The sequence below is a fragment of the Streptomyces sp. NBC_00557 genome, assembly GCF_036345995.1.
Classification (GTDB): Bacteria; Actinomycetota; Actinomycetes; order Streptomycetales; family Streptomycetaceae; genus Streptomyces.
Map to the genome: position 1 here is coordinate 1,336,381 of NZ_CP107796.1, position 26,713 is coordinate 1,363,093.

General features: G+C 73.1%; 17 protein-coding genes and 1 pseudogene. 5 read left to right on the plus strand and 13 right to left on the minus strand.

Annotated elements, in window-relative coordinates; all coding sequences use genetic code 11:
• Nucleotides 1-174: 174 nt before the first annotated feature.
• Nucleotides 175-1,089, plus strand: a complete 915-nt coding sequence (locus OG956_RS05330; protein WP_330336776.1) for a YceI family protein — start codon at nucleotides 175-177, stop codon at nucleotides 1,087-1,089.
• Nucleotides 1,090-1,234: 145 nt separating this feature from the next.
• On the opposite strand, the gene OG956_RS05335 is transcribed toward OG956_RS05330, so the two are convergent.
• The 6 genes from OG956_RS05335 to OG956_RS05360 all read right to left on the minus strand — a co-directional run bounded on the left by OG956_RS05335 (nucleotide 1,235) and on the right by OG956_RS05360 (nucleotide 8,562).
• A complete protein-coding gene (locus tag OG956_RS05335) occupies nucleotides 1,235-3,112 on the minus strand; it encodes a discoidin domain-containing protein (protein ID WP_330336777.1) in 1,878 nt (625 codons plus the stop codon).
• 254 nt (nucleotides 3,113-3,366) lie between these two features.
• On the minus strand, nucleotides 3,367-4,731 hold the full coding sequence (locus OG956_RS05340) for a GH1 family beta-glucosidase (protein WP_330336778.1): 1,365 nt from the start codon (nucleotides 4,729-4,731) through the stop codon (nucleotides 3,367-3,369).
• Nucleotides 4,732-4,769: 38 nt separating this feature from the next.
• The gene (locus OG956_RS05345; protein ID WP_330342742.1) at nucleotides 4,770-5,609 is read right to left on the minus strand and encodes a carbohydrate ABC transporter permease; all 840 of its coding nucleotides are present in this window, start codon (nucleotides 5,607-5,609) and stop codon (nucleotides 4,770-4,772) included.
• Between the two features lie 34 nt (nucleotides 5,610-5,643).
• Nucleotides 5,644-6,633, minus strand: coding sequence for a carbohydrate ABC transporter permease (locus OG956_RS05350; RefSeq protein ID WP_330342743.1), 990 nt, complete (start codon nucleotides 6,631-6,633; stop codon nucleotides 5,644-5,646).
• 8 nt (nucleotides 6,634-6,641) lie between these two features.
• Entirely contained in the window at nucleotides 6,642-7,958 is a 1,317-nt protein-coding gene (locus OG956_RS05355; protein WP_330336779.1) for an ABC transporter substrate-binding protein, read from the minus strand.
• 124 nt (nucleotides 7,959-8,082) lie between these two features.
• Nucleotides 8,083-8,562, minus strand: a complete 480-nt coding sequence (locus tag OG956_RS05360; protein ID WP_330336780.1) for a hypothetical protein — start codon at nucleotides 8,560-8,562, stop codon at nucleotides 8,083-8,085.
• A 104-nt stretch (nucleotides 8,563-8,666) separates the two neighbouring features.
• On the opposite strand from OG956_RS05360, the pseudogene OG956_RS05365 reads away from it, so the two are divergent.
• Nucleotides 8,667-9,833, plus strand: a pseudogene (locus OG956_RS05365) (ROK family protein); the annotation flags it as partial.
• Nucleotides 9,834-9,868: 35 nt separating this feature from the next.
• Here OG956_RS05365 and OG956_RS05370 read toward each other — a convergent pair.
• Nucleotides 9,869-10,213, minus strand: a complete 345-nt coding sequence (locus OG956_RS05370) for a hypothetical protein (RefSeq protein WP_330336781.1) — start codon at nucleotides 10,211-10,213, stop codon at nucleotides 9,869-9,871.
• A 344-nt stretch (nucleotides 10,214-10,557) separates the two neighbouring features.
• Entirely contained in the window at nucleotides 10,558-12,630 is a 2,073-nt protein-coding gene (gene fusA / locus OG956_RS05375) for an elongation factor G (RefSeq protein ID WP_330336782.1), read from the minus strand.
• Between the two features lie 666 nt (nucleotides 12,631-13,296).
• Between fusA and OG956_RS05380 the strand changes: the two genes are divergently transcribed.
• From OG956_RS05380 to OG956_RS05390, 3 genes are all read left to right on the plus strand, one after another.
• On the plus strand, nucleotides 13,297-15,327 hold the full coding sequence (locus OG956_RS05380; RefSeq protein ID WP_330336783.1) for a serine/threonine protein kinase: 2,031 nt from the start codon (nucleotides 13,297-13,299) through the stop codon (nucleotides 15,325-15,327).
• A 63-nt stretch (nucleotides 15,328-15,390) separates the two neighbouring features.
• Nucleotides 15,391-16,473: a DNA polymerase III subunit beta family protein gene (locus OG956_RS05385; protein WP_330336784.1), complete on the plus strand. Its 1,083-nt coding sequence runs from the start codon at nucleotides 15,391-15,393 to the stop codon at nucleotides 16,471-16,473.
• A gap of 61 nt (nucleotides 16,474-16,534) precedes the next feature.
• A complete protein-coding gene (locus OG956_RS05390; RefSeq protein WP_330336785.1) occupies nucleotides 16,535-16,672 on the plus strand; it encodes a hypothetical protein in 138 nt (45 codons plus the stop codon).
• Nucleotides 16,673-16,756: 84 nt separating this feature from the next.
• On the opposite strand, the gene OG956_RS05395 is transcribed toward OG956_RS05390, so the two are convergent.
• The 5 genes from OG956_RS05395 to OG956_RS05415 form a co-directional block, all read right to left on the minus strand.
• Nucleotides 16,757-19,678 (minus strand): hypothetical protein, encoded by a 2,922-nt coding sequence (locus OG956_RS05395; protein WP_330336786.1) that lies wholly within the window; start codon nucleotides 19,676-19,678, stop codon nucleotides 16,757-16,759.
• Nucleotides 19,679-19,680: 2 nt separating this feature from the next.
• The gene (locus tag OG956_RS05400; RefSeq protein ID WP_330336787.1) at nucleotides 19,681-21,528 is read right to left on the minus strand and encodes an HSP90 family protein; all 1,848 of its coding nucleotides are present in this window, start codon (nucleotides 21,526-21,528) and stop codon (nucleotides 19,681-19,683) included.
• A gap of 50 nt (nucleotides 21,529-21,578) precedes the next feature.
• Entirely contained in the window at nucleotides 21,579-22,565 is a 987-nt protein-coding gene (locus tag OG956_RS05405) for a hypothetical protein (RefSeq protein WP_330336788.1), read from the minus strand.
• A 188-nt stretch (nucleotides 22,566-22,753) separates the two neighbouring features.
• The gene (locus OG956_RS05410; RefSeq protein ID WP_330336789.1) at nucleotides 22,754-25,372 is read right to left on the minus strand and encodes a LamG-like jellyroll fold domain-containing protein; all 2,619 of its coding nucleotides are present in this window, start codon (nucleotides 25,370-25,372) and stop codon (nucleotides 22,754-22,756) included.
• A gap of 372 nt (nucleotides 25,373-25,744) precedes the next feature.
• Nucleotides 25,745-26,707, minus strand: a complete 963-nt coding sequence (locus OG956_RS05415) for an SDR family NAD(P)-dependent oxidoreductase (protein WP_330336790.1) — start codon at nucleotides 26,705-26,707, stop codon at nucleotides 25,745-25,747.
• Nucleotides 26,708-26,713 lie beyond the last annotated feature (6 nt).

Here is a 26,713-nt window from a genome sequence, read left to right on the forward strand (position 1 = left end):
AGGTTGCTCTGCGTCGCTCAAGTCGAAGAAGGCCCGCTCAGACCCTGTCTTATGATCGTTGAATAGTTGATCTCATCGCGTCTGCAACCAGTCTCGGATGGGTCTTGGCGACCGCACACGCCGACAACTGCGCGCGCCTCGCCGTAGTGACACATGTAAAGAAAGGTGAACAGCATGGCCCTCGGACTGCTCCGACGTCGGCGTTCCCGCAGCGCTGCCGACGCCGCGCCGGGCCTCTCGATACCCCTGCCGGCCGGTGCGGGCGCCTACGGCTGCGAGGTCGTGGATCCCATGGGCCAGCCCATGGGCGGCGCCGAGATCACGGTGACCGCAGTGGACAGCCATCGCGTCGTCGCCCGCGGAACCACCGATCCGTACGGGTTGTTCATGGCGACGCTGTCGCCGGGCTCCTACAGCGTGATGGCCACGGCAGAGGGGCTGACACCGGCCCGTAAGAGTGTCGACATAGCCGCCGGGGTCGTCCTCCCACCGGCGCGCATCTCCCTGCTGCCCGCCCGTCAGCTGGAACTCCCGCCGCCCGGCAGCTGGTTGTTCGATCCTCCGCACACCGCGATCCGGTTCATCGCCAAGCACGTGGGTATGGCCCACGTCCACGGCCGTTTCACCCGTTTCGACGGCGGCATCCGCATCGGACCGGACATGGCCGACTCCCAGGTCTCGGTGCGGATCGACGCCTCCAGCATCGCCACGGGCAACAAAACCCGTGACAACCACCTTCGTTCGGCGGACTTCCTTGACGTCGAGCGCTATCCGTACATCGACTTCACCAGCACCCGGTTCGTCTACCGCGGTGGCTCCAAGTGGACGCTGCACGGCACGCTCACCATGCACGGCACCAGCCGCTCCGTGGCCCTGGACACGACGTACCTGGGTACCGTGAACGGCGGTTACGACCAGGAACTCCGCTGCGCGGCACTGGCGAAGACAGAACTGCACCGCGAGGACTTCACTCTCAACTGGCGCTCGATGCTGGCACGCGGCATCGCGGTCGTCGGACCGACCGTGCAACTGGAACTGGACGTCCAGGCGATGTACCGCACCCCCGAGACCCCCACGCCGCCGGAGTAGGCGCCTCCTCCGGCACCGGCGGTGCGACGGCCGCGCAGCTGCGACCGTCGCACGACCTCCATCCGGGCTACGCGCCTCGATCTGACGGGCCATCAGTCGTCAGCTCGGTGATGCAGGGCGATCGGCCCTGTCCGCTGTCGGGCCCTCACCCCTTCTGCTCCACCCGCACCCAGTCCACCTCCGCCTGCACTCCCCCGGCGGCGATCTTGTCGACGCTCGACTGCGGCAGCCCCCAGTAAGGGCTGGTCGTCTTGTTCCAGCCGGCCGGGTAGGCGCCGCCGAGGGCGAGGTTGAGGATGACGTACTGGTTGTGGTCGTAGACCCACTGGCCGCGCGTCGACTCCAGGACGTTGCGGGTGGTCTCCTGGACCAGGCGGTCGTCGACGTAGAAGCGCAGGGCCGTCGGGGTCCATTCGACGGCGTAGGTGTGCCACTGGTCCGCTGTGCCGCCGCCCGGGTATGTCTGGCGGGCGCCGATGTTGCCGTCGGCCGAGTAGCCGGGGCCGTGCAGGGCGGTGCTGGTCCAGTCGGGGTAGCCGATGTTCTCCATGATGTCGGTCTCGCCGGAGGCCGGCCAGGACACGGACGGGTCGTCCACGTTGGAGCCCAGCAGCCAGAAGGCGGGCCAGAAGCCGTCGCCGACCGGGAGTTTCATGCGGGCGCTGACCCGGCCGTAGGTGAAGTCGACGTGGGTGTGGGTGTCGATGCGGCCCGAGGTGAAGTCGTAGGTGCCGCCGCCCGCCTGGGTGCAGCCCTTGCAGTACTTGGCGTGCAGGATCAGCTCGCCGCCTGCGACGCGGACGTTGTCCGGGGAGTCGACGTACGCCTGCGACTCGCCGTTGACCGGGCCCATCTCGGTGCCGGTGCGCACCACCCGCCACTTGGAGCGGTCGAGCGCGGCGCCGGTGAAGTCGTCGAAGAACGTGGTGCGGTAGGCGCCGGACTGGTCGGCGGGGAGGACCGGGTAGGCGGCGGACGCGCTGCCGCCGGTGCCCCACACCTGGAACTCGTAGAGGGAGTAGCCGAACTGGGCGGTGGCGGGCGCCGGGTTGTAGAAGGAGCGGCGTTCCTTGCCGAGCACGCGGACGTAGCGGGCGGTCACCGGTGAGGGCAGCTTGACGGTGTCGTGCAGGCCGGCCGCGTCGGAGGGGGACGCGACGTTGGCGCGGCGGGCGGCGATGTCCGCCGACGACGGTTCGTAGACCGTCTGCCAGGTGCGGTTGTCGGCCGACACCTGCAGCAGGTAGTCGACCGCGTACGCCGACTCCCAGTACAGGTCCACGCTGTCCACGGTGGACTGTGCGCCGAGGTCCACCGACACCCAGCGGTCCGCGTTCCAGTCGCTCGACCAGCGGCTGGTGTCCCCCTTGAGGTCGGCCGGCCAGCCGCCGTCGGTTACGTAGGCCGGTGAATGGCCCGCGTCCTGGTAGTAGTTCGAGAAGGCGGGGTGGTGCAGGGCGAGGTTGGTGCGGGTCGTGGAGGCGGGCGCGGGTTCGCCGCCGTAGACCTTGAAGTTCCAGAGGGAGTAGCCGTAGGGGGTGGCGCGTTCGACGCCGCGCATCCGTACGTACCGGCCCACCACCTCCTGGGGGTACGTGTGCGCGGTGACCGAGCCGCCGGTGCCCGCGGTCTCGGTGTAGAAGGGAGTCCAGTCGGTGCCGTTCCTCGACACCTCCAGGACGTAGCGCTTGCCGTAGGCGGCCTCCCAGTCCAGGACGACATGGTCGATCCGGATCGCGGAGCCCAGGTCGATCTCGATCCAGGCGTCGTCGGCGAAGTTGCTGGACCAGCGGGTGGAGCCGTTGCCGTCGAAGGCGAGTCCGGGGGCGGTGCCGGCGTTCTCGCTGCCGGAGGCGGTGACGGCGGCCGGGTTCACCGCGTAGGCGGCGGCCGCGCGGTCGGTGTCCCAGCTGACGGCGGCGGGGGCCGCGGAGGCGGGGGCGGTCAGGAGGGGGCCGGTGCACAGCAGGGCCGTGGCGGCGAGGGCGGCGAGCAGGGTGCGGGGGATGCGATGGGATGACATGCGGGTCTCCTCGTGGGGTGGAGGTGCCGGTCAGTCGTGTGTCGTGCGCATGACATGCAGGGGTGGGGGTGGTCTGGCCCAGGGGCTGCTGGTGGGCACGGGCTCCCCTCCCGTGCCCACCAGCCGACCAGCCCATCAGCCGACTGGCCGACGGGGCCGACCAGCCGACCAGCCGACCGGGCCGCACTCGGAACGTTCGGCGCCCGGCCCAGCCCGCCCGGCAGCCCCGGCTCAGCCCGCCCGGCGGGCCCGGCTCACGCCGCCCGGCGGGTCTGCCCCCGGTGGACGCGGACGATGTCCGCGTACCGGTGGCCGCTGCCCTTGATGGTGCGGACCTGGGTCCGGTAGTCGACGTGGACCAGGCCGAAGCGCTTGTCGTAGCCGTACGCCCACTCGAAGTTGTCCAGCAGGGACCAGGCGAAGTAGCCGGCGAGCGGGGCGCCCCTGCGGGCGGCCGAGGCGCAGGCGGCGATGTGGCGCTCCAGGTAGTCCTGGCGTTCGGGGTCGTCCACGCTGCCGTCGGGGCGGACCACGTCGGGGAAGGCGGAGCCGTTCTCGGTGACGTAGATCCTGCGGGCGCCGTACTCCTCCGTCAGCCGCAGCAGCAGGGTCTCGATGCCGCTCGCGTCGATCTCCCAGTCCATGCCGGTGCGCGGAACGCCCTCGCGGCGGACCGCGCGGACGTACGGCGCCGGGGCGTCGGGGGCGTCGGCGACGTACGCCGGGAAGTAGTAGTTCAGGCCCAGCCAGTCCAGGGGGGTGGCGATCGTGTCCAAGTCGCCTTCGCGGAGGGGGAGTTCCACGCCGTACGTCTCGACCATGTCGGCCGGGAAGCCGCGGCCGTGCACCGGGTCGAGCCACCAGCGGTTGACGTGGCCGTCGTGGCGGCGGGCGGCCGCGAGGTCCTCGGGGCGGTCGGTGGCCGGGTGCACGGTGGAGAGGTTGTTGACGATGCCGACCTGGGCGCCGGGGGCGGCGGCGCGGATGGCCTGGGTGGCGAGGCCGTGGCCCAGGAGGAGGTGGACCGAGGCGCGTACGGCGGCCGTGAGGTCCGTCCAGCCGGGGGCCATCGTCCCCTCCAGGTGGCCGATCCAGGCCGAGCAGCTGGGCTCGTTGAGGGTGGCCCAGAGCTTGACGCGGTCGCCGAGGCGGGCGGCGACGGCGGAGGCGTACTCGGCGAGCGCGTGGGCGGTGTCGCGTTCGGGCCAGCCGCCGCGGTCCTGGAGCACCTGCGGCAGGTCCCAGTGGTAGAGGGTGACGGACGGGGTGATGCCGGCCTCCAGCAGGGCGTCCACCACCTCGTCGTAGAAGTCGAGGCCCTTGGGGTTGACCTGGCCCGTCCCGCCGGGGATCACGCGGGGCCAGGCCACCGACATGCGGTAGGCGTTGACGCCCAGCCGGCGCATCAGGGCGATGTCCTCGCGCCAGCGGTGGTAGTGGTCGCAGGCGACGTCGCCGGTGTCGCCGTTCGCGACCTTCCCGGGGGTGTGCGAGAAGGTGTCCCAGATCGAGGGCGAGCGGCCGTCCTCGGCGACGGCTCCCTCGATCTGGTACGCCGCGGTGGCCGTGCCCCAGAGGAAGTCGTGCGGGAGCGCGGCGAGGTCGATGGGTTCGGACACGGAAGTCCCTTCGGGATCAGGGGAGTTGGTCACTCGGTTCACTTGACGGCGCCCGCCGTCAGACCGGCGACGAGATAGCGCTGCAGGAGCAGGAATCCGGCGACCACGGGAACGCTGACGACCAGCGAGGCGGCCATGATCTGGTTCCAGTAGACGTTGTTGAGGGTGGAGTAGCCCTGGAGGCCGACGGCGAGGGTGCGGGTGGTGTCGTTGGTCATGACGGACGCGAAGAGGACTTCGCCCCACGCCGTCATGAAGGCGTAGACGGCGACCGCGACGATGCCGGGGATCGCGGCCGGCACCACGATCCTGAGCAGCGCGCCGAGCGGGCCGCAGCCGTCCACCAGCGCCGCCTCGTCCAGGTCGCGCGGCACCGAGTCGAAGTACCCGATGAGCATCCAGATGGAGAACGGGAGGGAGAAGGTCAGATAGGTGAGGATCAGACCACCTCGGGAGCCGAACAGGGCGATGCCGGTGGCGTTGCCGATGTTGACGTAGATCAGGAACAGCGGCAGGAGGAACAGGATGCCGGGGAACATCTGCGTCGACAGGACCGTGACCGTGAAGATGCGCTTGCCCCGGAAGTCGTAGCGGCTGACCGCGTACGCCGCGAACACCGCGATGACCACCGAGCACACCGTCGCCGAGCCCGCCACGATCAGCGAGTTCGTGAAGTACCGCGCCAGCGGGACGGTCGACCAGATGTCGATGTACGGCCGGATGGTCAGCCCGCTCGGCAGCCAGCGGAACTTGCCGGTGACGTCCGCCAGCGGCTTCAGCGAGCTGGAGACCATCACGTACACCGGGACCAGCACGAAGCCGGTGAGCAGGGTGAGGAAGATCCGGCGCGACCACAGGAAGGAACGCGGCGGCGCCATCGGGGAGTTGCGCGTGGGCCGGGCGAGCGGCGGGCTAGACATCGGCGGCCCTCCGTCCGCGCGAGGTGAACAGCAGGTACGCGCCCGTCACGACGAGCAGGAAGAGCAGCAGCAGCACGGACATCGCGGAGCCGGTGCCGAAGTTCCAGGTGACGAAGGACGCCTGGTAGATGTGGACGGAGATGAGGTCGGCGGCCTCGGGGGCGGACTTGCCGAACAGCACGTACGGGGTGTTGAAGTCGTTGAAGGTCCACAGGAAGAGGACGAGGACCAGCACCTGGTTGACCGGGCGCAGGGACGGCAGGGTGATGCGGCGGATCTGCTGCCACATCCCGGCGCCGTCCAGCGCGGCCGCCTCGTACAGCTCGCGGGGGATGTTCTGCAGTCCGGCCATCACGATGAGGAAGGCGAACGGCCAGCCCTTCCACACCGACACGGTGAGCAGGGCGTAGAAGCTGTTGTCGCCGATGAGCCAGAAGGACGGCTTGCCGGTGAGGTGCAGCTGGTCGTGCAGGACGTGGTTCACCAGGCCGTTGTCGTGCTGGAACATGAACACCCAGGTGATGACGGCCGCGTAGACGGGCAGCGCGTACGGCACCAGGAACAGCGCGCGCAGCAGGCCGCGGCCGCGGAAGGTGTCCTGCATGAAGAGCGCGGCGGCGGTGCCGATGAGCCAGCACAGGCCGACCGAGAGCAGGGTGAAGCCGACGGTGACGAAGAAGGAGTGCAGCAGGGCCTCGCCGACGGGCGCGTCGAAGTCCACCGACACCTTGTAGTTGCCGAGTCCGGACCAGGGGGCGGTGCCCCAGTCGCGGATGTAGAACTGGGTGAGCTCCTTGAAGCTCATCACGATGCCGATGACCATCGGCACCAGATGGACGAGGAGTTCGAGCAGCAGCGCGGGCAGGAGCAGCAGGTACGGCAGCGAGGCGCGGCGGAGCCGTCCGGCGCGGCGGCGGGGTTCGCGCGCCACCGCGCCGGACGGCGCCTGCGTCACCGGCTCCTTGAAGGCGGTGGTCGTCATCGTCTCGCTCACGCCGCCGGCATCTGCTGCTGGGCCTTGGTCAGCGCGGCCTTGACCGTGTCGGTGGTGACGGAGCGTCCGGCGGCGGCGTCGGCGAACAGGTCCTTGACGGCCGTACCGACCGCCGTCTCGAACTGCGACTCGGACGGGACCTGCGGCAGGGCGGCCGCGCTGGTGGCGAGGGTGGTCTTCAGCACGGCGTTCGCGGAGGAGCCGAACGCGGGGTCCGCCTGGGCGGACTTCACCGGCGGGATGGAGCTGTAGGCCTTGTTGAGGATCTTCTGCTCGTCGTCGGAGGTCATGAACTTCACGAACTTCGTGGCGCCGTCGAGGTTGTGGGTGTTCTTGAAGACGGCGAGGTTGATGCCGGCGACCATCGAGTTCACCTGGGTGCCGGTGCCGGGCGTGCCGGAGATCACCGGGACGGGCGCGATGCCGTAGGCGTCCTCGCTCATGCCCTGGGACTTGAGGTTGGCGGCGGCCGACTGCCACAGCAGCATGGCCTGCTTGCCCTTGGCGAAGTCGCTGACGGACTGGTTCTGCGCGTACTCGGCGTCGCCGGCCGGTATGACCTTGTCCTTCGCCATCAGGTCGACGTAGGCCTTCACCGCGTCGACCACCTTCGGGTTGGTGAAGTCGGGCTTGCCGTCGGCGGTGAAGAAGTCGGCGCCGCGCTGCTTGGCGAAGACGAAGACGTGGTGGATGTTCTCCGACAGGTTCGAACCCTCGGCGCCGAGCGGGGACTTGCCCTTGGCCTTGATCTTCTTGCCGTCGGCGACCAGTTCGTCCCACGTGGCGGGCGGCTTGCTGATCCCGGCGTCGGCGAAGATCTTCTTGTTGTAGTAGAGGGCGTACGCCATCGAGTACAGCGGGACCGCGGCAGGGTCCTTGCCCTGTGCGCCGGTCGAGCCGAGCGCGGAGTCGACGAACCGGTCCCTGCCGCCGATCTTGTCGAAGTTCTCGGCGTCCCACGGCAGCAGCGCGCCGGTCGCCTGCAGCGAGGCGCTCCAGGTGTTGCCGATGTTCAGCACGTCCGGGCCCTGACCCGAGGTGGTCGCGGTGAGGATCCGGTTGAGCAGGTCGGACCAGGGCACGACCTCCAGCTTCACCTTGATCCCGGTCTGCTTCTGGAACTTGTCGAGTTCGGGCTGGAGAACCTGCTTGTCGACGGCGATGCTGGCGCCCTGGTTGGAGGCCCAGTACGTCAGCGTCTTCGGCGAGTCGCCGGACCCGCCGCCGCTGGACGAGCCGCCTCCGCAGGCCGTGGCCGCGAGGACGAGAGACAGGGTGACGGCGCCTGTGGCCGCGGCTCGGATGCTGCGCATGGCTCCTGGTGTCCCTTTCCGGGGGTCGAGAACCCCGAGGGTGCTGGCGGAGGCCGGCACGGGTGCGGACCCGTGGGACCCGTGCGGCCACCGAAGCCCCTCATGGCTTAATTTAGGACGTGAGTTAAACCTCAAGAGAAACGCTCGTCAAGGGATCCGGCAACGGCAAGCGGCCGGACAGGCCGGAAAAGGGCGCGGAAATGCCGGAAACCGGGGAGGACAGGTGGCAGCGGTGGGCGGCCGTACGGTACGTGACCTGCGGCGGGAGAGCCGGGGCGCCGTTCTGCAACGGTTGTATCTCGACGGGCCGATGAGCCGGCAGGCGCTGGGGCCGGCGACCGGTCTGAGTTCGGGCTCCGTCAGCAACGTCGTGACCGGGCTGCTCGCCGACGGGCTGGTGGAGGAGGCGGGCGTGGTCGGCGCGGACGCGGGCCGCCCGCGCCGGCTGCTGCGGATACGGCCGGACAGCGGGCGGCTGATCGGGGTGGACGTCGGCGAGACCCGGGTACGGGTGGAGCTGCTCGACCTCGGCCTCGCGGAACTCAGCCGCGCGGAGCGGCCGTTGGGGCCGCGCGGGTACGACGTCGAGGCGGTCGTCGGTCATGTCGCCGACGGCATCGCGGAGGTGCTCCGGACGGCCGGGCTCGCCCCGGCGACCTGCTCGGCGTCGGCGTCGGCGTGCCCGGCATCGTCGAGGACGGCGGTCCGTGCGGCGCCGTGGTGCACGGGCAGACGGTCGGCTGGGACGCCGTACCGCTGGAACGGCTGCTGCGCGCCACCGGCGAACTCCCGCCGCACATCCCGTACTTCATCGACAACGGCGCCAAGGCGGCGGGGCAGGCGGAGATGTGGTTCGGCGGCGGGCGCGGCGCCCGCAACGCCGTGGTGGTGCTGTTCGGTTCGGGCGTCGGCGCGTGCGTGGTCACCGAGGAGGCGGCGCAGGGGCGGGCGGTGGAGTGGGGGCATCTGACGGTCCGGGTCGCGGGGCGCCGCTGCCGGTGCGGTGCGCGCGGCTGCCTGGAGGCGTACGCGGGCGCGTCGGCCCTGGTCGCCCGCTGGCGCGAGGCGGGCGGCCGGCCGTCACCAGGCGCCGGGGAGGAACAGGCCCTGACCGAACTGCTGGCGGCGGCACGGGCGGACGGGGGCGGAGGCGGGGGCGGAGGCGGGGGGAACGGCGCGGGCAGCGATGGAGGCCGGGGGGCCGACTTCATGAGCGCCGCGAGCCTCGACGGCGGTTGGACCGCCGACTCCACCGGCGGAGCGCGCGTCGAGCACGGGCGGGGCGCCGAACTGACCGGCACCGCAAGCGGCGACGGTGGTCGGGCCGCCGACCTCACCGGCGCCGCGAGGCCCGATGACGCCCGAGCCGATGCGCTGGCCGGCGCCGCGATCCGTCGTGATGGCCAGGGCGTCGGCTCCAGTCCCGATCGCAGTCGGGGTTCCCGGCCGGCAGTCGTCGGCGGCTTCGGTAGCGGTGAGCGGCGGGGGCCGGCCGCGACCGGTGCCAGCGGTGAGCGGTGTCCCGATCCGGTGGCCGTGGCCGTGCTCACGGAGGCCGCCGAGTATCTCGGCGCCGGGCTGTCCGACCTGATCAACCTCTTCCAGCCGGAGCGGGTGCTGATCGGCGGCTGGGCCGGGCTCCAGCTCGGTGACGCGTTCCTGGACCAGGTTCGCGCCCACGCCCTGGCCCGGGCCCTGCGCCATCCCGCGGGCCGGGTGCGCATCGAACCGGGCCGGCTGGGCCCGGACGCGGTGACCGTGGGGGCGGCGGTCCTTCCCCTGGCCGCGTTCTTCTCGGCCGGCGGGCACCGCCCCGCGCCCAAGGCCCCACCGGCACCGGCGTGGCGGGCGGTGGTGGAGGGACGGTCGGTGTGACAGGGCGAGCCCGCCGGGTCAGGCGCGGTCCCCGGCTACGTGACGTCCGGGACCGACCTGGCGGCGCGCCAGGTCAGCAGGGCGCCCCCAGTGCCGTACATCAGAAGCAGGCAGCCGTTGCGGACGTCCCGCCACCGCTGCAGGGACTGCAGGCTCCGCTGCTGCTCGTACGTCCGCGTCGCCACCGCGACGGACCCGTCCAGCACGGAACACTGCGTGTCCCCGGGGCGCATCGGGCCCGGGCGCTCCTCCCCGTCCTTGCCCACGTTCTCTCCGGGGCACTCGACCTCCGCCGAGGCCGTCAGGGCGCCGACGAGGCTTCCCGCTCCCCAGAGCGCGGGCAGCAGGAACAACACCACGAGCGCGACCCTGTGCTTCACGGAACTCCCTGGGACGGACCGGCCTTCCGGGCACCGCGCACGGCACACATGTCCGCGGGGACGCCCCGGCTCACGCTACCCGTGCCGGTCCCGCCGCTCCGGGCAGGCCCCCGCCACGACGACCGGGCACCTGCCCGCCACGTGGCAGCGGGGACTGCGCCGCCGGCCGACACGACAGCCGGCGACGCAGTCCCCTCCCCCGGCCGACCCGGCACACGGCCATGCGTCCCCGGCCGACGCCGGACGTGCCGGCGTGCTCCCCCGCCGCCACCGCACCGACACCAGGCGGACTGCCCCTACCGCACCGGCACCAGACGGATCGCCGCACACCGACACCAGGAGGGCTACCGCACCGGCGCCGGGCGGGTTGCCGGGGCCGGGGCGTAGCCGGCGGGGCGGGTGGTGAAGGTGCCGCGGCCCTGGGTTCGGCTGCGCAGGCGGGTGGCGTAGCCGAACAGTTCCGCCAGGGGCACCGTCGCGGTCAGGACGGCCACGCCGCCCCGGGTCTCGGAGCCGCCGACCCTGCCGCGCCGGGCGGCGAGGTCGCCGAGGACCGAGCCCACGGCGTCCTCCGGCACGGTGACCGTGACCTCGGCCACCGGTTCCAGCACGATGGTCGCGCAGGCGCGCAGGGCCGCGCGGAGGCCGAGCCGGCCGGCGGTGCGGAAGGCCGTGTCGGAGGAGTCCTTCACGTGCGTGGAGCCGTCGGTGAGCGTGACGCGCAGGCCGGTCACCGGGTGCCCGTCCAGGGGGCCCTCGGCGAGCGCGTCCCGGCAGCCGGCCTCGACCGCGCGCACGTACTCCTGCGGCACCGCGCCGCCCACCACGGTGGAGCGGAACTCGAAGCCGGTGGCGCCGGCCTCGGGCCCGAGCGGTTCCACATCGAGGACGACATGGGCGAACTGGCCCGTCCCGCCGTCCTGTTTGACGTGCCGGAAGACGAACCCGGTCACGCCCTCGACGACCGTCTCGCGGTACGCGACCCGCGGGCGGCCCACGCACACCTCCGGTCCCCCGTCGCGGCGGATCTTCTCCACCGCGACCTCCAGGTGGAGTTCGCCCATGCCGGACAGCACGGTCTGCCCGGTCTCGGCGTCGGTGCGCACCACCAGCGAGGGGTCCTCCTCGGCCAGCCGCGCCAGCGCCGCCGCCAGCCGGCCGGTGTCCGTGGCGCGCCGGGCCTCGACGGCGACGGACACCACGGGCTCGGCGGACACGGGCGGTTCGAGGAGCAGCGGCGCGCCGGGATCGCAGAGCGTGGAGCCGGCCCGTGCCGACTTCACACCGGCGAGCGCGACGATGTCGCCGGCGACCGCGCGGTCCAGCCGTTCGTGCCGGTCCGCCATGACCCGCAGGATGCGCGCCACGCGCTCGGTGCGGCCAGTGGCAGGGTCCCACACGGTGTCTCCCTTCTCGACGGTGCCCGAGTACACGCGGACGTGGGCGAGCCGCCCGGTGGCGCTCGCGTTCACCTTGAACACGAGCCCCGCGAACGGCGCTTCGGGGTCGGCGGCACGCTCCTGTGCGGCGCCCGCGTGGACGCCGCGCACGGCGGGCACGTCCAGCGGCGAGGGCAGGTACGCCACGACCGCGTCCAGCAGGGGTTCGATGCCGCGGTTGCGGTAGGCGGAACCGCACAGCACGACGACGCCGTCCCGGGTGCGGGTGAGGTCGCGCAGCGCGGCGGCGAGGGTCGCGGCGGAGAGGGTCTCCCGGTCGCAGAACTCCTCCAGGGCGGCCGGGTGCAGCTCCGCCACCGTCTCCTCCAGCGCGCGTCGCCGCCGTGCCGCCTCCGCGCCCAGCTCCTCGGGCACCGGCCCCGCCACGGCCGTACCCGCGCCGTCGTGCCAGACCAGCGAGCGCATCCGGACGAGGTCCACCACGCCGGTGAACGCGTCCTCCGCGCCGATGGGAAGCTGTACGACGAGCGGTACGGGATGCAGCCGCCGCCTGATGGAGTCCACCGCCCGGTCCAGGTCGGCGCCCGCGCGGTCCATCTTGTTGACGAACGCGATCCTCGGCACACCGTGCCGGTCCGCCTGCCGCCACACCGACTCGCTCTGCGGCTCGACCCCGGCGACGGCGTCGAACACGGCGACCGCCCCGTCCAGGACACGCAGGCTGCGCTCGACCTCGTCGGCGAAGTCGACGTGGCCGGGGGTGTCGATGAGGTTGACGCGGCAGCCGTCCCAGGCGCAGCTGACGGCGGCGGCGAAGATGGTGATGCCGCGGTCGCGTTCCTGTGGGTCGAAGTCGGTGACGGTGGTGCCGTCGTGCACTTCTCCCCGCTTGTGGGTGGTGCCCGTCGCGTACAGGATCCGCTCGGTGACGGTGGTCTTGCCGGCGTCGACGTGAGCGAGGATGCCGAGATTGCGGACGGCGGCGAGGGTGGCGGGGGTGGTGGTGTTCGTGCGCACGGCCCAGGGCCTTTCTGCGGACCGGGCCTGACAGCTCAGGCCCGTATCGGGAAAAGGGCAGCGCGATTCCCCGTGCGTCGAGGTCAGCGGGACGTCACGGGCGTCCGGTGCCGGCCGCGCAGCGGGCACCGGCACCACCGGGACACGAGGATCACCTCGAACCGGCAGCGGGGAGCGACGACGGCGGTACGTGCGCGCACGGCCGGGCTCCCCTCGGTGTCGGACGACAGGCGCCGCCGTACGGTCGTGGCGGCGCTCGGTACGGCATGACGGTACGAGAGGCGCGCGGCGCGGGCACGTGATTTTTCCGCCGCGGACCGCACCGCCCGGCTCACCAGGCCATAGGCTGGCCCCGCAGCACACCGGGGAGGGGGCCGCTCATGCGGAAGGGCAGTGTCGGGTACGGACGCCAGGGGACGGAACCTCTCGACGCACGGAAGACCTCGGCGGAGCGGCACACCGGCCAGGTGACGCGTTCCGCGGCCCGGACCTGACGCATCGTCATCGCGCTTGCCCGTACGGAGGGCCGCGCCGCCGAGTACGCCGATGCGCCGCCGCGGGCGGGGAGTCGGGCCGCCGGCCGGCTCCTGCGCGCGCTCGCGGCCGTCCGCTCGTCCCCTGTCTCATCCTGGCCCGCCCGGGCCTGTCCAGTCCAAGGAAGTGCTCGTGAGTGAGAACGGTCCCAGCGGAAGAGTCCGGCCGGCCCGTCCGGGTGACCCCTCCCGCATCGGCCCCTACCGGATCGTCGGCCGTCTCGGCGCCGGAGGCATGGGCACGGTCCATGCCGGTGTCGCCGCCGACGGCATGCGGGTGGCCGTGAAGGTGATCCACCCCGAGCAGGCGCAGGATCCGGAGTTCCGCGCGCGTTTCCGGCGCGAGGTCGAGCTGTCGTCCCGGGTCGCCGGGCCCCATCTCGTCCCGTTGCTCGCCGCCGACCCGGACGCGCCGACCCCGTGGCTGGCCACGGCGTTCGTTCCGGGCCCCTCGCTGAACCAGCACGTCGCCGCGCATGGACCGCTCGACGAGGGAAGCCTGTTCGCGTTCGCGGCCGCCACGGCGCAGGCGCTGGCCGCCATCCACGCCGCCGGGGTGGTGCACCGCGACGTGAAACCGCAGAACGTGCTGCTCACCCCCGCCGGACCGCGGGTGCTGGACTTCGGCATCGCGCACGCCGCCGACGGCACCAGCGTCACCCGCACCGGGGTGACGACCGGCACCCCCGGCTGGATCAGCCCCGAGCAGTACCGTGCGGGCACCGCGGGCCCGGCGGGCGACATGTTCGCGTGGGGAGCGCTCGTCGCCTACGCCGCCACCGGGCGGCTGCCCTTCGGCACCGGGGCGCCCGATGTGGTGGCCTTCCGCGTGATGTCCGGCGAGGCGGATCTGGAGGGTGTCCCGGTCCCGCTGCGCGCCCTCGTGGAGAAGGCGCTGGCGCAGGAGCCGGGTGACCGGCCGTCGGCCGCCGGGGCCGCCCGGGAATGCGCGGCCCTGCTCGCCTCGCAGGCCACCCGGGCGGCGAGCGCCGGCCCGCCGCCGGCGACGCCCGTGGACATGGTCGCCGCCGTCTGGGACGTACCGGCCGGGGAGGACCCCGCATGGCGGCTTCCCTCGGACCGGAACCGGTCGAAGAGGCGGCTGGTCGGCGCCGTCGTGCTCGCGGCGGGCGTCGTCGGCGGCCTGGCCGGAGGGGCCGCGGCGCTGCTGCCCGGGGACGCCGGGCACGCCGCGCACGCGTCCTCGTCCGCGTCGTCCCCGCCCGCCTCGGGCGGAGCCGCCCGGCCCTCGGCGAGCGTGGCGAAGGGCGACACGGCGGCACGCCGGAAGGGCGTCGGCAGCGGTGCGGCGACGGCGCGGAGCTGGCAGGAGGCGCGCGCGGCGCAGGGCGCGGGCGAGCACGACGTGGCGCGCGCGGTGCTGCACGACGAGGGCTCCGTCGCCCAGGAGCTGGGCGACGGAGCCGACTTCACCCCGGATGACGTGCGGTTCCATCCGTCGCGCCGCGAGGTGTACCTGTCGTACCGGCTGACCTCGGACGCGTCCGGGACGATGTACGCCGAGACGCAGATCGCCAGGACCATGTGCCTGACGATGCGTGACGTCGTGCTGCGTCTGCACCCGGAACTGGCCTACCGCACGTACGTGATGGTCAGGGAGGATCCAGGACGTGCCCCGCAGGTGACGTGGGCGGACGACTTCGTGGCGAACTCCGCGTGCCGGTCGGCCGCCGACGACGGCGCGGTCGACGGCGCGGACGACGGCGCCGGGGACGGCACGGGCGCCGCGCAGGACTGGCAGCCGGACGAGGACGGCCTCGGGCAGGCCATGATCCCCAGCACCGACGACGCCGAGATCCGGGTCGCGGACGGCGCCGCCCGGAAGATCATCGCGGCGACCAACGGGATGCGCGGGAGCCTCGGCACCGATCGCGTACTCGGCAACAACGAGATCAAGGTGGGCTTCGACCCCGCGCATGCGGCGATGTACGTCTGGTCGGACTACGTGCAGTGGAACGAGCAGCAGGTCGGAACCTGGGCGGACGTGGCCGCCGGCAAGGCGTGCCGGGCCCTGGTGAGCGAACGGCGGAGCGCGGGCGGCGCCTGGCCGTACACCCGCTATGCCGTGGCGGAGATCGGCGGGTCCGGGTACCTGATGATCCGCTGGGGCACGGCCACGACGCCGGCCGGCTGCCCCGGCTGAGCGACGGGCCGGGGTTGACCCTCGACCTTGTCGAGGGCTCAGGGTTGGGGTGTGGAGAGCGAGATGCGCAGCATCGGCGAGATGGCACGGGACAGCGGACTGAGCGTGAGCGCGCTGCGGTTCTACGACCGTGCCGGTGTCCTCGTCCCGGCATGGGTGGACCCGGTCAGCGGCTACCGCTGGTACGAGCCGGACCAGCTGGAGGAGGCCCGGTTGCTGGCCCGTCTGCGGCGTGCCGGGATGCCCCTCGCGGACATCCGGCTGGTCCTGGCCGGCTGGTCCGGCGCGGACACGGACCTGGTGCGCCGCCTGTTCCAGGCGCACCTGCGCCGCCTCGAACGGGGCCTGGCCGACGCCCGCGGCGAGTTCTCCGCACTCCGAGCCGTCCTCGACCACAGGGAGAACCCCATGACCCCGCTCGCCGCCGCCACCGCCCGTCTGTCCGTCCCCGCGCCGGGGCTGGCCGCCGCGCTGGACGCGGTCCGTTTCGCGGCCGGTACGGACCCCGAGCTGCCGATGCTCGGCGCGGTCCTCTTCGACGTCGAAGGGGAGGAACTGACCGTCGTGGCCACCGACCGCTACCGGATGGCGGTCGCGCGGACCGCCGCCACGGGCCACGACGGGCCGCGCGTGCAGGCCCTCGTGCCGCTTCCGCTGGCCGATGCGATGCGGGCCCTGCTCCGGGGTGAGGAACCGGTGCGGCTCACTGTCGACGGTGACCGCGTGTCCCTGGACGCCGGCGACCGCCGGACGGCCGGACAGTGCCTCGACCACGACTTCCCCGACTACCGCCGGCTGGTCCGGCTGCCGGCCGGCCGCCGGTGCCTCGTGGATGTCGCGGCCTTCCGGGAAGCACTGGGATCCGGTCCGGTCCGCACGAGCGACGCACGCAAGGGGGACGGTGGACCCCGCGCCGTCAGCGTCATCAGGCCGGCGGACGACGGCACGGTGACCGTGTGCGCGGACGGCGGGGAGGACCAGGGCGCCGTCGGTGTCGACCGCGACTTCCTGCTGGACGCGCTCGCCGCGGGCGCCCGCGGCGAGCTGGTCCTCGAACTCGGCGCCCCCACCGCCCCGTTGGCGATCCGCCGCCCCGACGAGGCGCACACCTTCTCGCTCCTGATGCCGGTCCGGCTCGACGACTAGCCGCACCGCTCCGTCACCGGCCCGGCCGCCCGAGGAGGAGGCGTACGGCGGCCGGGCGCAGGTGGTCGGCGACACCTCCGGCGCCTTCACGACGGTCGGCGCACCGGTGACCGACCCGGGCGGGACGCACAAGCTGTACTTCGTCTTCAAGGGCGGCAGCGGCGACCTGTTCAGCCTGGACTCCTTCACGATGAGCTGACACCCGGACATGGCGAAGGGCCCCTGTGCGCAGGGGCCCTTCGTTCGGGTGCCGGGGCCCGCCCCGGCGGGTGCGTCCGCCGCCTCACGCCTCGTCGCGCAAGCGGGCCGCCAGGGAGGTCAGCGCTTCGGTCTCCTCGGTGTGGCCCAGCGTCGTCAGGCGGGAGACCGCCGCGTCGAGGCGGGCCAGGGCCGGGGCGGGGCGCTCGAGGTAGATGCCCTCCACGGCGCCCGCGAGACGGACGCACTCGGCCCACTCGCCGGCCTGGTCCGCGTCGGGGCCGGGCTCGCCGAGCAGGGTGAGGGCCTTATCCAGGGCGGTCAGGGCGGTCTCGTACTCACCGGCGTAGGCGTTGACCCGTCCGTGTTCGTAGGCGAGGGCGCTGTCCAGGGACCGGCCGCGGGCCTGGTATTCCGCGGCGCGGGCCTCGTCGGCGACCCGGCCGGCGTCGGCGAGGAAGGCGAGGGCGCCGGGCAGGCCCTCGGAGCCCTGCCGCTGGGCCTGGAGGCGGGCCAGTTCGCGCAGGCAGCTGCTGAGCTGCTCGTAGCGCGGGGCCTTGGCGTGGGCGGCGAGGGCCTGGTCCGCGGCCTCGCGGGCCCGGCCGAACTCGCCGGACTCGCCGAGGAGTACGGCGGTCTCCGCGGCGATCATGGCGTGGCTGCCGGGGTCGTCGTCCCAGCCGGCCGACTCGGCCGCGAGGGCGGCGAACTCCGCCGTGGCCGCCTTGAGGTCCCCGCCCGCGTGCAGGGCGCGGGCGCGGGTCAGGCGCAGCTGGGCGACGAGCCGGTCGTCCAGCTCTCCGGCGGTGACGTCCGGCTCGGCCAGGAGGGAGTCGAGCAGCGCGATGCAGTCCTCGACCCGGCCGAGGTCGAGGCTGAGCCCGGCCGCGTTGCTGTAGGTGCAGAACGCGTCCGTGCGGCTGCCGCGGCGAAGGTCCAGCTCCGCGGAGCGCGTCAGGTGCCGCAGTGCCTCGTCGGGGCGGCCCAGGTACATGCAGGCCTGGGCCAGGTCACCGTGGAGGCGGGCGGTGTCGGCCGTGTCGGACGGCCATGCGGCGGCCAGGCGCAGGCTTTCCGTGAGGTCCGCGTGCGCGGCCTGCGCGTCGCGCAGGCCGAGCCGGATGCGGGCGCGCAGTCCGAGCGTGCGGGGCAGGTGCCAGGCGGGTCCGTGCGCCTTCAGCCGGTCGAGGAGGGCGTCGGTCTCCGTGGCCGCGGCGGGGAGGTCGCCGGCCAGGGCGTAGGTGCCGGCCCGCAGCAGCAGGGCGCCGGAGACCTGGCCGTCGATGCCGTGCCGGGTGGCGAAGTCGAGCAGCTGGTCCACTTCGGCGAAGACCGGCGCGACGTGCTCCTTGTCCCCCGACACCTGCAGCCGCAGGCCCAGCGCGGTCGCCCGCAGCCGCAGCAGCCGGGCCTCCTGGTACGGGGGGAGGCCGGGCGTCTCCTCGTGCAGCCGGACGAGGTCCGTGTGGGCGGCGGTCAGCGCGGCGGCCTGCGCCTCGCCGTCGCCTGCCCGCTCCACGGCCTCGGCCGTCTGGAGCAGGGCGCAGGCGCGGGCGACCACCGCGTGTCCCGGCTCTGCGGCCTCGTCGTACCGGCGCGCGGCCTCCTCGTACAGGGCGGCGGCCTCGTCGAAGCGGTCCCTGTCGGCCGCCCGGCTCGCCTCGTCGGCGAGCAGGTCGGCGCGCAGCCGCGCGAGGGGTCCGACGGCCGGGTCGTCGGGGTGGGCGTAGCCGGGTGCGGCGACGAGGGCGCGCAGCCGGTCCCAGCAGGCCGCCGCGTCCGGGTGCCCCTGCTCGTCCAGCTCCCGTGCGCGGAGGACGAGTTCGGGCAGCGATTCGGGGACGTCCTCGGCGGTGCGGGGAGCGGGCGCGGCGGCCGGGGCCACGTCGTCGAGGGCACGGGTACGCAGGGTCAGTTCGAGCCCGTCGAGGAGGGGGGCGCACTCCAGGCGGGCCCTGCGCCGGTCGGTGTGGGCCGTGGTGCCGTTGCGGGCGTCGAAGCGGGCGGCGAGGTCGTCGGCACGGCGGCGCACCTCGGCGCGCAGCGCGGCCACCGTCCAGGTGCGGCCCGCGTATCCGGCGGCGGGCAGGTCGCCGTGGCCGAGGAGTTCGACGCGCTTCAGGAGGACCTCGACGCCGGTGAGGAAGCCGAGCTGGTCCAGTGGCGAGTCGACCTCGTCGAACAGGGTCCGGTTCTCGGCGAGCAGTTCCAGGCCGCGTGCCTCGTTGCCGGTCAGCGCGCAGAACTCCAGGTGCCGGCCGACCTCCCCGGACATCGAGGGGTCGCGGCGGCAGGCCCGGTAGCCGGCGAGGTGCAGTTCGCGGGCCCGGTCGGCGTGGCCGGTGCGCAGCAGGGGCAGCAGCGCGTAGGAGACGGACCGGGCGGGTTCCTCCCGGCAGGACTCCTTCCCGGCCAGGACGGGCTCCCAGGTGGCGAGGGCCCGCTCGTCGTCGCCCGCCCCGAGGTGGTACAGGGCGCGTTCGCAGGTCTCGCAGGCCTCGCAGTCGCTGAGCCGGGTGCGGGCGCGGCCCGCCCACAGCTCGTAGGCGAGGGTGGTGTCCTCGCCGACGTGGGCGGCGAGCTGGTAGGCCTGTCCGTAGTACGGCTGCAGGGCGAGGCCGGCCTTCTCGTACCGGTCGCGCATCTCCGTCAGCCACTGGCGCAGGCTGGCCAGCGGGATCTCGGGCAGCTGGCGCAGGGCGTTCGCCACCCACTTGAACCGCCAGAACAGCGAGTGCCGCAGGCGCTCGTCGAAGACGTCGGGCTGTTCGTCGAAGAGGGTGAGCAGGCGGGCGAAGACCACGGGCGACTTGCGGGGTTCGGAGCCGTAGGTGTACGCCTCCTGCAGTTCGAGGAGCGCGTGGACGAGCGGCAGGGGCTCGGCGAACTGCTCGGCGGCTTCGGCCAGTTCCTCCGCCGTGACGGTGCGGGTACGGCCGTAGGGGCGCCGGTCGTTCTCCTGGAGCGCCTGGTACAGCTCGTCGATGGTCTGGGGTGCGGTCGGCATCGTCAGCTGTCCTTGCGGAGGGCGTGGGCGAGAAGGTCGAGGAAGGAGCGGTTGATCAGGCTCGACTCGGCGGGCCTGAGGGGGCGCCGGGACAGCATCGCGGCCTGCCCGTAGAGGGCTTCGGCGCTGGTGCGGGCCAGTTCGGGCTCGTCGATGGTGACGGCGGTGCGGACCAGCGGGTTGAGCTGGTTGAGGATCAGCTGGGCGCGCGGGGCCTCCTGGCGCAGGTGGCCGAGGATGTCGCCCCACACGCCGCCCTGCTGCTCGCGGGCGAGCCGGGAGCGGGTGCGTTCGTGCCGGGCCTCGCGGCTGTCGAGGAGCAGGGCGGGGGCGGAGGCGGGCTGGAAGGTGCGCAGTGCGACGTCGCAGTCGAAGACGGCGAGCGCGTCGCGGGCCAGGGTGAGGTAGGCCGCGGCGGCCAGTTCCGTCTCCCGGTCGACGGGGTCGAGGTGGGCGGTGAGGGTGGCCGGGTCGAGGTCGGCGACGCTCACCTCCGGCCTGATCTCCGGCAGCCGGTGGACCAGTTCGCGGTCGTAGGTGTAGCCGCCGTTGACGACGCCGAGTCCGGCGGCCGAGGCGATCGCCGCGATCTGCCGGAACTCCTCCACGCTGGAGGTCACGAGCACGGTGCGGTGGGTGCGGGCGAACTCGTCCAGCGTGGCGTGTCCGTCGGTGGTCTCGAACGGCAGCCAGGGCAGCAGCATCCGCAGGATCTCGTCGTCGTGCACGGCCAGCGACTTCACGGCCAGGTGGTGCGCCTGGAGGAAGCGGCCGAGGAGGTCCGGGTCGCTGGCGGCGGTGCGGGCGATCCACGCGCGCAGCCGTTCGGCGAGGGCGTCGCGTACGGCGGCGAGGGTGTCGTCCTCGTACAGGGCCTCGCGGGACGCCGTCGGGCGCAGGCTCTCGGCGTCGACGACGCAGCGGACGAAGAACGCCCACTCGGGCAGGATCTCCGCCGCCTGCTCGGACAGCAGCATGCCCTTGACGTGCACGCGGTGGCCGTGGCGGCGCCCGGCCGGCACCGCCTCGGGCAGCACGCACGCGATGCCCTTCAGGCCCACGGCCGGCAGGTCCAGCTCGATGGTGTCCAGCGGCGTGAACCCGAAGACCTCCTCGCCGTAGACGGCGAGCGCGCGGGAGCGTGCCCCCGGGGTGGGGTACGTGCGCGCCCAGGGCGCGGGCTCGGGGTTGACGGACGCGCCGGGACCGCCGGTGCCGTCGTCGAAGGTCACCGGGTGGCGCAGCAGGGAGCCGAAGTGGCGGGCCAGCGCGTGCACTTGGGCGGGCCGGGTCCACTCGCCGGCGTCGGCGCGCGGGGTCAGGGTGACGGTGGTGCCGGGCCGGGGGCGGGCGGTGGCGGGCAGGGTGCGGACGGTGTAGCTGCCGTCGCCGCGGCCGCGCCACTCCACGGCGGGTGCGTCGGGGGTGCGGGCGGAGCGGCTCAGGACGTGGATCTCGTCCGCGACCAGGAAGCAGGAGAGCAGGCCGATGCCGAACTGGCCGATGAAGTCGCCGCGTTGCTCGGCGATCTTCTCGGCGCGCTTGCTGCTGCGGCCGATCGTGGCGAGGAAGGTGTGCACGTCGGCCTCGGTGAGGCCGACGCCGTCGTCCTCGACGCGTACGGCCGAACCGTCGGCGTACAGGCGGATGCCGAACGCGCCGGCGGGGGCGGCGGGTTCGAGGCTGTGCCGGGCGGTCAGCGCGTCCACCGCGTTCTGCATCAGTTCGCGCAGGTAGACGCGGGGGCTGGAGTAGAGGTGGTGGGAGAGCAGGTCGACGAGGCCGCGCAGGTCCACCTGGAAGGTGCGGTTGGCGCCGGCCGGGCCGGAAGGTGTGTCGGGCAGAGTCATCGGGCAGTCCGGGGTGAGGGGAATCGTGGAGTGGCGGGCGGGCGGCGGGGTCAGGCGGTGCGCCGGAAGCGGGCGTACGCCTTTTCCGGCTGCGCCATGTACTGCCATGGCCATGGGGTGTAGGCGCCGCCCAGCTCGTGGAAGACACGCGGGGCCGCGATGCTCTCGGCGGACAGCGCCAGCGCCATGGCGAACATGTTGAAGTCCTGCTGCCAGCCCGGGCGGCGCTCGTAGGCGGGGTGGAGGATGCTGTGGTTGGCCGCGTCTCTCAACTCGGCCTGGATCCCGGGCTTGTCGAGGCAGTCCTTGCTGTCCGACTCCACCCAGTCCTCGATGTGCGCCATGGCGATCACACAGCCGAGGCGGTGGCCCTCCGGCGCCCGGGTGAACGCCTCGCGGGCGAACGCCAGGGCCTGGCCCGGCTCGCCGCCCCAGCGGGGCTGCAGCTGCGACACCCACTCGATGTGGGTCTCCAGGTCCAGCGGGTCGCGGCGCAGGGCGGCGTCCCGCCGGGCCTCGGCGACGGCGGGGCCCAGCGACATGCCGCGGGCGGAGGTCAGCAGGCGGCGCCACGGCGTGATCCAGTCCGGCCGCGACTCGGCGGCCTCGAAGAGCTGTTCCTCGGCGATGCGGAGCCGCTCGTGGAAGATCCGCCACTGCTCCTGGGTGACGTCCACGGCACGCGCGGAGGTACGGGCCTCCCAGCCCCAGGCGATATGGCGCGCCCCGGATATCAGCAGGGCCGTCGCCCGGTCGTCCTTGTCCTCCTCGATGGCCCGGCCGATCCAGTCCTGCACACCGTCCAGGTCGGCAAGCTCACCGAGGACCTGATGGTCGCGGCCGAGATCGAAGGGGGCCAGCGCCGCCTTCACCGCCGGCCAGTCGCCCGCCCCGGCCGCCTCCACCAGCGCCAGCACCCGCGCGTCCCCGAGCGCGTGCAGCGTGTACATCCCGTTCTTCGCGGTGCGCGGCACGGGAAGGGCGTGCGGATCCGCCGCCGGTCTGTCCCCGCCCCTGCCGAACAGCTTGCCGAACATGCCGCGCCCTCCCCAGGTTCCGCGTGATCGTTCGGTGCAGCATAAGCGCCACCACCGACACCGCTTCCACAGGGTTTCCACCGCCCCCTTCCCCGCTCCCACGAGAACCGGAGCCCGTGTACGCGGGCGAGGGCCTCGGCCCTGGGGTCGAGGCCCTCGCTGCCGTGCCGAGTGCCGGGCGGTGCCGGTCAGGTCAGGACGAGTTCCAGTACGGTGACCGAGAGCGGCGGCACGGTGCTGGTGAAGGACGCCGCCGCGCCGGTCACGGTGGTCGTCCTGGGCACCAGCGTGTCGGGGGCGGTCAGCGTGTTGGTGGTGGTGCGCGCGGGGCCGGTCAGCACCGTCGCGGTGGCCTGCCTGCTGACCCCCTCGGTCAGCCCCTTCAGCTCGACCGGCACGCTCAGCTTCTCCGTCCCGCAGTTGACGACCGCGAGGTAGAGGCGGTTTCCGGAGCGGGTGGCCACGGTGGCGAGGCCGGGCAGCGCCCGTGCGGTGGCCGGCAGCACCGTGTCGCCGAGCCTGCTCGTCAGCATGTGCTGCGCCCAGTAGCTGGGCGACACATAGCTGGTGAGGTTGTCGTAGGCGATCAGGTTGGTGGCCCAGACGTTGTTCCTGACGTGCGAGAACAGCGGCGCGTAGCACTCCATGAGGACCTGGTCGGAGTTGCGGATCAGCCCGGCCAGCCAGGCGGCGTCGCCGAGCGCCGCGTTGAGGTCGGGGGTCGGGCGGCCCTCCTGCGCGGCCCACTCTCCGACGAACACCTTCGTCGAACCGCGGTCCCGGTTGTCGTACTTGTGCGTGGAGGCCTGGGCGGCGGACGGCGCGAGGTAGTAGTGCTCGTCGATCAGGTCCGGTGTGCGGCTCGTCACCGGCGTCGTGGCGATCAGCTTCAGCTGCGGGTACTTCACCTTGATCGCGTCGTGGAAGGCCGCGAAGCGCTCGTCGTACGACCCCGAGGTGTCGAACCAGTCCTCGTTGCCGATCTCCACGAACTGAAGCGGGAACGGCTCGGGATGGCCGTCGGCGGCACGCCGTGCGCCCCAGGTGCTGGTGACCGGGCCGGTGACGTACTCGATCTCGTCCAGTGCGTCCTGCACGAACGGCTTCAGCGCGTCCCCGGTGACGTGTTCCCCCTTGAGGGAGTAGCCGGCGTAGACGGCCAGGACCGGCTGGGCGTGCATGTCCTCGGCCCATTGCAGGTATTCGAGGAGTCCGAGGCCGTCCGTGGACCAGTAGCCCCAGGCGTCGTCCATGTGGCCGGGGCGCTCCCAGACCGGGCCGATGGTGTTCTTCCAGTCGAACCGGGTCGCGATCGTGTTGCCCTCCAGGTAGTTCCCGCCCGGCAGGCGCAGGAACTTCGGCTTCAGCGCGACCAGTTTCTCCATCAGGTCGATGCGCAGGCCGTTGGGCCGGTTGTGGTAGGTGGGCGGGAAGAGGGACACGTGCTGGAGCCACAGCGTCTCGCCCGCGGCGGCGGGGTCGGCGGTGGTCACGGTCAGTCTCGCGTCACCGGTCACGGGGGTGCGCGCACCGGTGCGCAGGGTCAGTTCGAACGGGCGGCCGGGGAAGGCGGTGCCGATGTGCGGCACACGGGCGGCGGCGTACACGGCCGTGCCGTCCGCCGACTCGACGGCCACCGTGAGCGGGCCGATGCGGCGCGAGGCCTTGGCGAACAGCCGGGCGGTGTACGTGGTCCGGGGCCGCACCGGTATGCCCCAGAAACCGTCGTTGGCGACGCCGGCCCGGTTGCCGGCCCCGGTTCCGCCCGGCAACTCGACCTTGAGGGAGCGGTCGAGCGCGGCGTTGAGCGGGGTCCCTTCGTCGAGTGCGAGGGTCGTGCCGCCGACGGCGGACCAGTGGACGGGCTCGGTGTCGTCGGCCATCATCGAGCGGTTCTGCACCAGTTCGGCGTAGATGCCGCCCTCCCCGGAGTGGTTGATGTCCTCGAACATCAACCCGGGGAGGATGGGCGACACGGCGTGCGCGGGGTGGGCGACGTCCACGCTCAGCAGCGGCGTCGTGGTCTCCACGGGGACCCCGGCCAGCGCCGCGACCTGCTCGGAGGTGAGGGCGGACGGGAACATCCACACGTCGTCGATCAGGCCGTGCCACTGGTCGACGTGCCCGCCGCCGTACAGCGCACGGCCGATGGCGGTGTCGCCGCCGCCGGCCCAGCCCGCGGTGTAGGCGGTCTCCCCCTCCAGCACACCGTTGACATAGAGGCGGATGACGCCGGCGGCCGGGTCGCTGACGCCGGTCAGATGGGTCCAGGTGCCGGTGGACGGGGCGGAGGCGGCGGCCGCCACGGCGGCGTTCTGCGGGGCGTCCGAGGCCAGCCGGGCGAAGGCGAAGGTGCCGGTGTCGTCGCGCAGCCCCAGGTAGAAGGAGCTGACCGTCCTGCCGTCGATGCTGACGGCGGTCTGGTAGCCGCCGAGTTGAGCAAGGTTCACCCAGGCGCCCACCGAGAACGCCTTGGAGGTGTCGAGGGCCGGCCCGGACGCCGTGGCGTTGCCGCCCGCCGTGAGACTCAGGCTGTGGGCGCCGGCCTGTCCGGTGCCCCAGCCGGCCGCGCCCTGCAGCGTGGCGGTACGGCCGTGGCCGGAGGAGTCGGCGGCCGAGGCGCCGGAGCCCTCGTCGAAGGCCCAGTGGGCGGCCGCGGCGGGGAGGTCCGCAGCGGTGGCGCCCGCGGCGGTGCCGGTGAGTCGGGCGGCCCCGGCGGGAGCGGCGGCGGCGAAGGTCCCGGCGAGGGAGGCCGCGCCCAGGACGCTGAGGACGGTTCTGCGCGGCACTCCGGCTTCTGAAGGCATGCGGCTCATTCCTTTGTGACGGACCGTTGCGTGACGCACCGTACGTTCGATATCTCGAACGATGGTCGGTACTTCGAGCAGCAGGGATCCTAAGGTGTCGGAGCGACCCGTCAACACCCCTCGTACGGCAATGCTTCTCGAGGCCTCCGCCGCCTCACCGCCCCCAAGAGGCAGGCGCACAGGAGGACTTCGTCACCGGCGCGTACGGCACCGCTAGCACCGGCGTCACCGCGGCGCGGCCGGCACCAGCGGTCCGGCGGGAGACCCCGGCCGCCCGGGGCGCCCCTCACCGGCAGGAGGCACGGCGCCTGCCGGCGCGCAGGCGTGCGGCGGCGCGGCGCTCCCCGAACCGCCCGCGCAGTCCGGCCGGTTCTAGACGGCGAACGCGTCGACGCCGGTCAGTTCCGCCGACAGCTCCCACAGGCGAGCCGCCTGCTCCGGGTCGATCGCCCAGTCCTTCACGCCGAGCCGCTCCTCGCCCTCCAGCGCGGGCTCGGCGATGTCGCAGTCCTCCAGATAGACGCCGCCGAGCCCGTCCAGCTGCGGCGAGGTCGCCGCCCACACCTGGGTGGCCGCACCCTGCTGCGGCGTCTTGAAGCCCTCGGGGTTGAGCACGTTGCCGTCCTCGTCGATCCAGCCGCGCTCGATCATCTCCTCCTTGGGCAGATGCCGTTGGAGCGGGGTGATGATGCCGCCGGGGTGCAGGGCGAAGGCGCGGACGCCGGCGTCGCGGCCGAGCTTGTCGAGCTGGACGGCGAACAGGACGTTGGCGGTCTTGGCCTGGCCGTAGGCGCCCCACTTGTCGTAGCCCTGCCGCCAGTGGATGTCGTCCCAGCGGATGCCGGAGAAGTGGTGGCCGCGGGAGGAGACGGAGACGACCCGGGCGCCGCCCGGCGCGATCGCGGGCCACAGCCGGTTGACGAGGGCGAAGTGACCGAGGTGGTTGGTGGCGAACTGGATCTCCCAGCCCGGCCCCACCCGGGTCTCCGGGCATGCCATGATCCCGGCGCTGTCGATCACCATGTCGATGGTCCGTCCGGAGGCCAGGAACCGCTCGGCGAAGCCGCGCACGCTCTCCAGGTCGGCGAGGTCCAGCTCGTCCAGCTCGACTCCGGAGATGCCGGTCATCGCCTGCTCGGCCACGGCCGGGCGGCGGGCGGGCACGACCACGTGGGCTCCGGCCTTGACGAGCGCCCGGGTGGTCTCCAGGCCGATCCCCGAGTAACCGCCGGTGACGAGGGCGAGCTTCCCGGTCAGGTCGATGCCCTGCAGGACGTCGTCGGCGGTGCTGGTGGCGCCGAAACCGGATCCGATCTTGTGCTGTGCAGTACTCATGTCCGG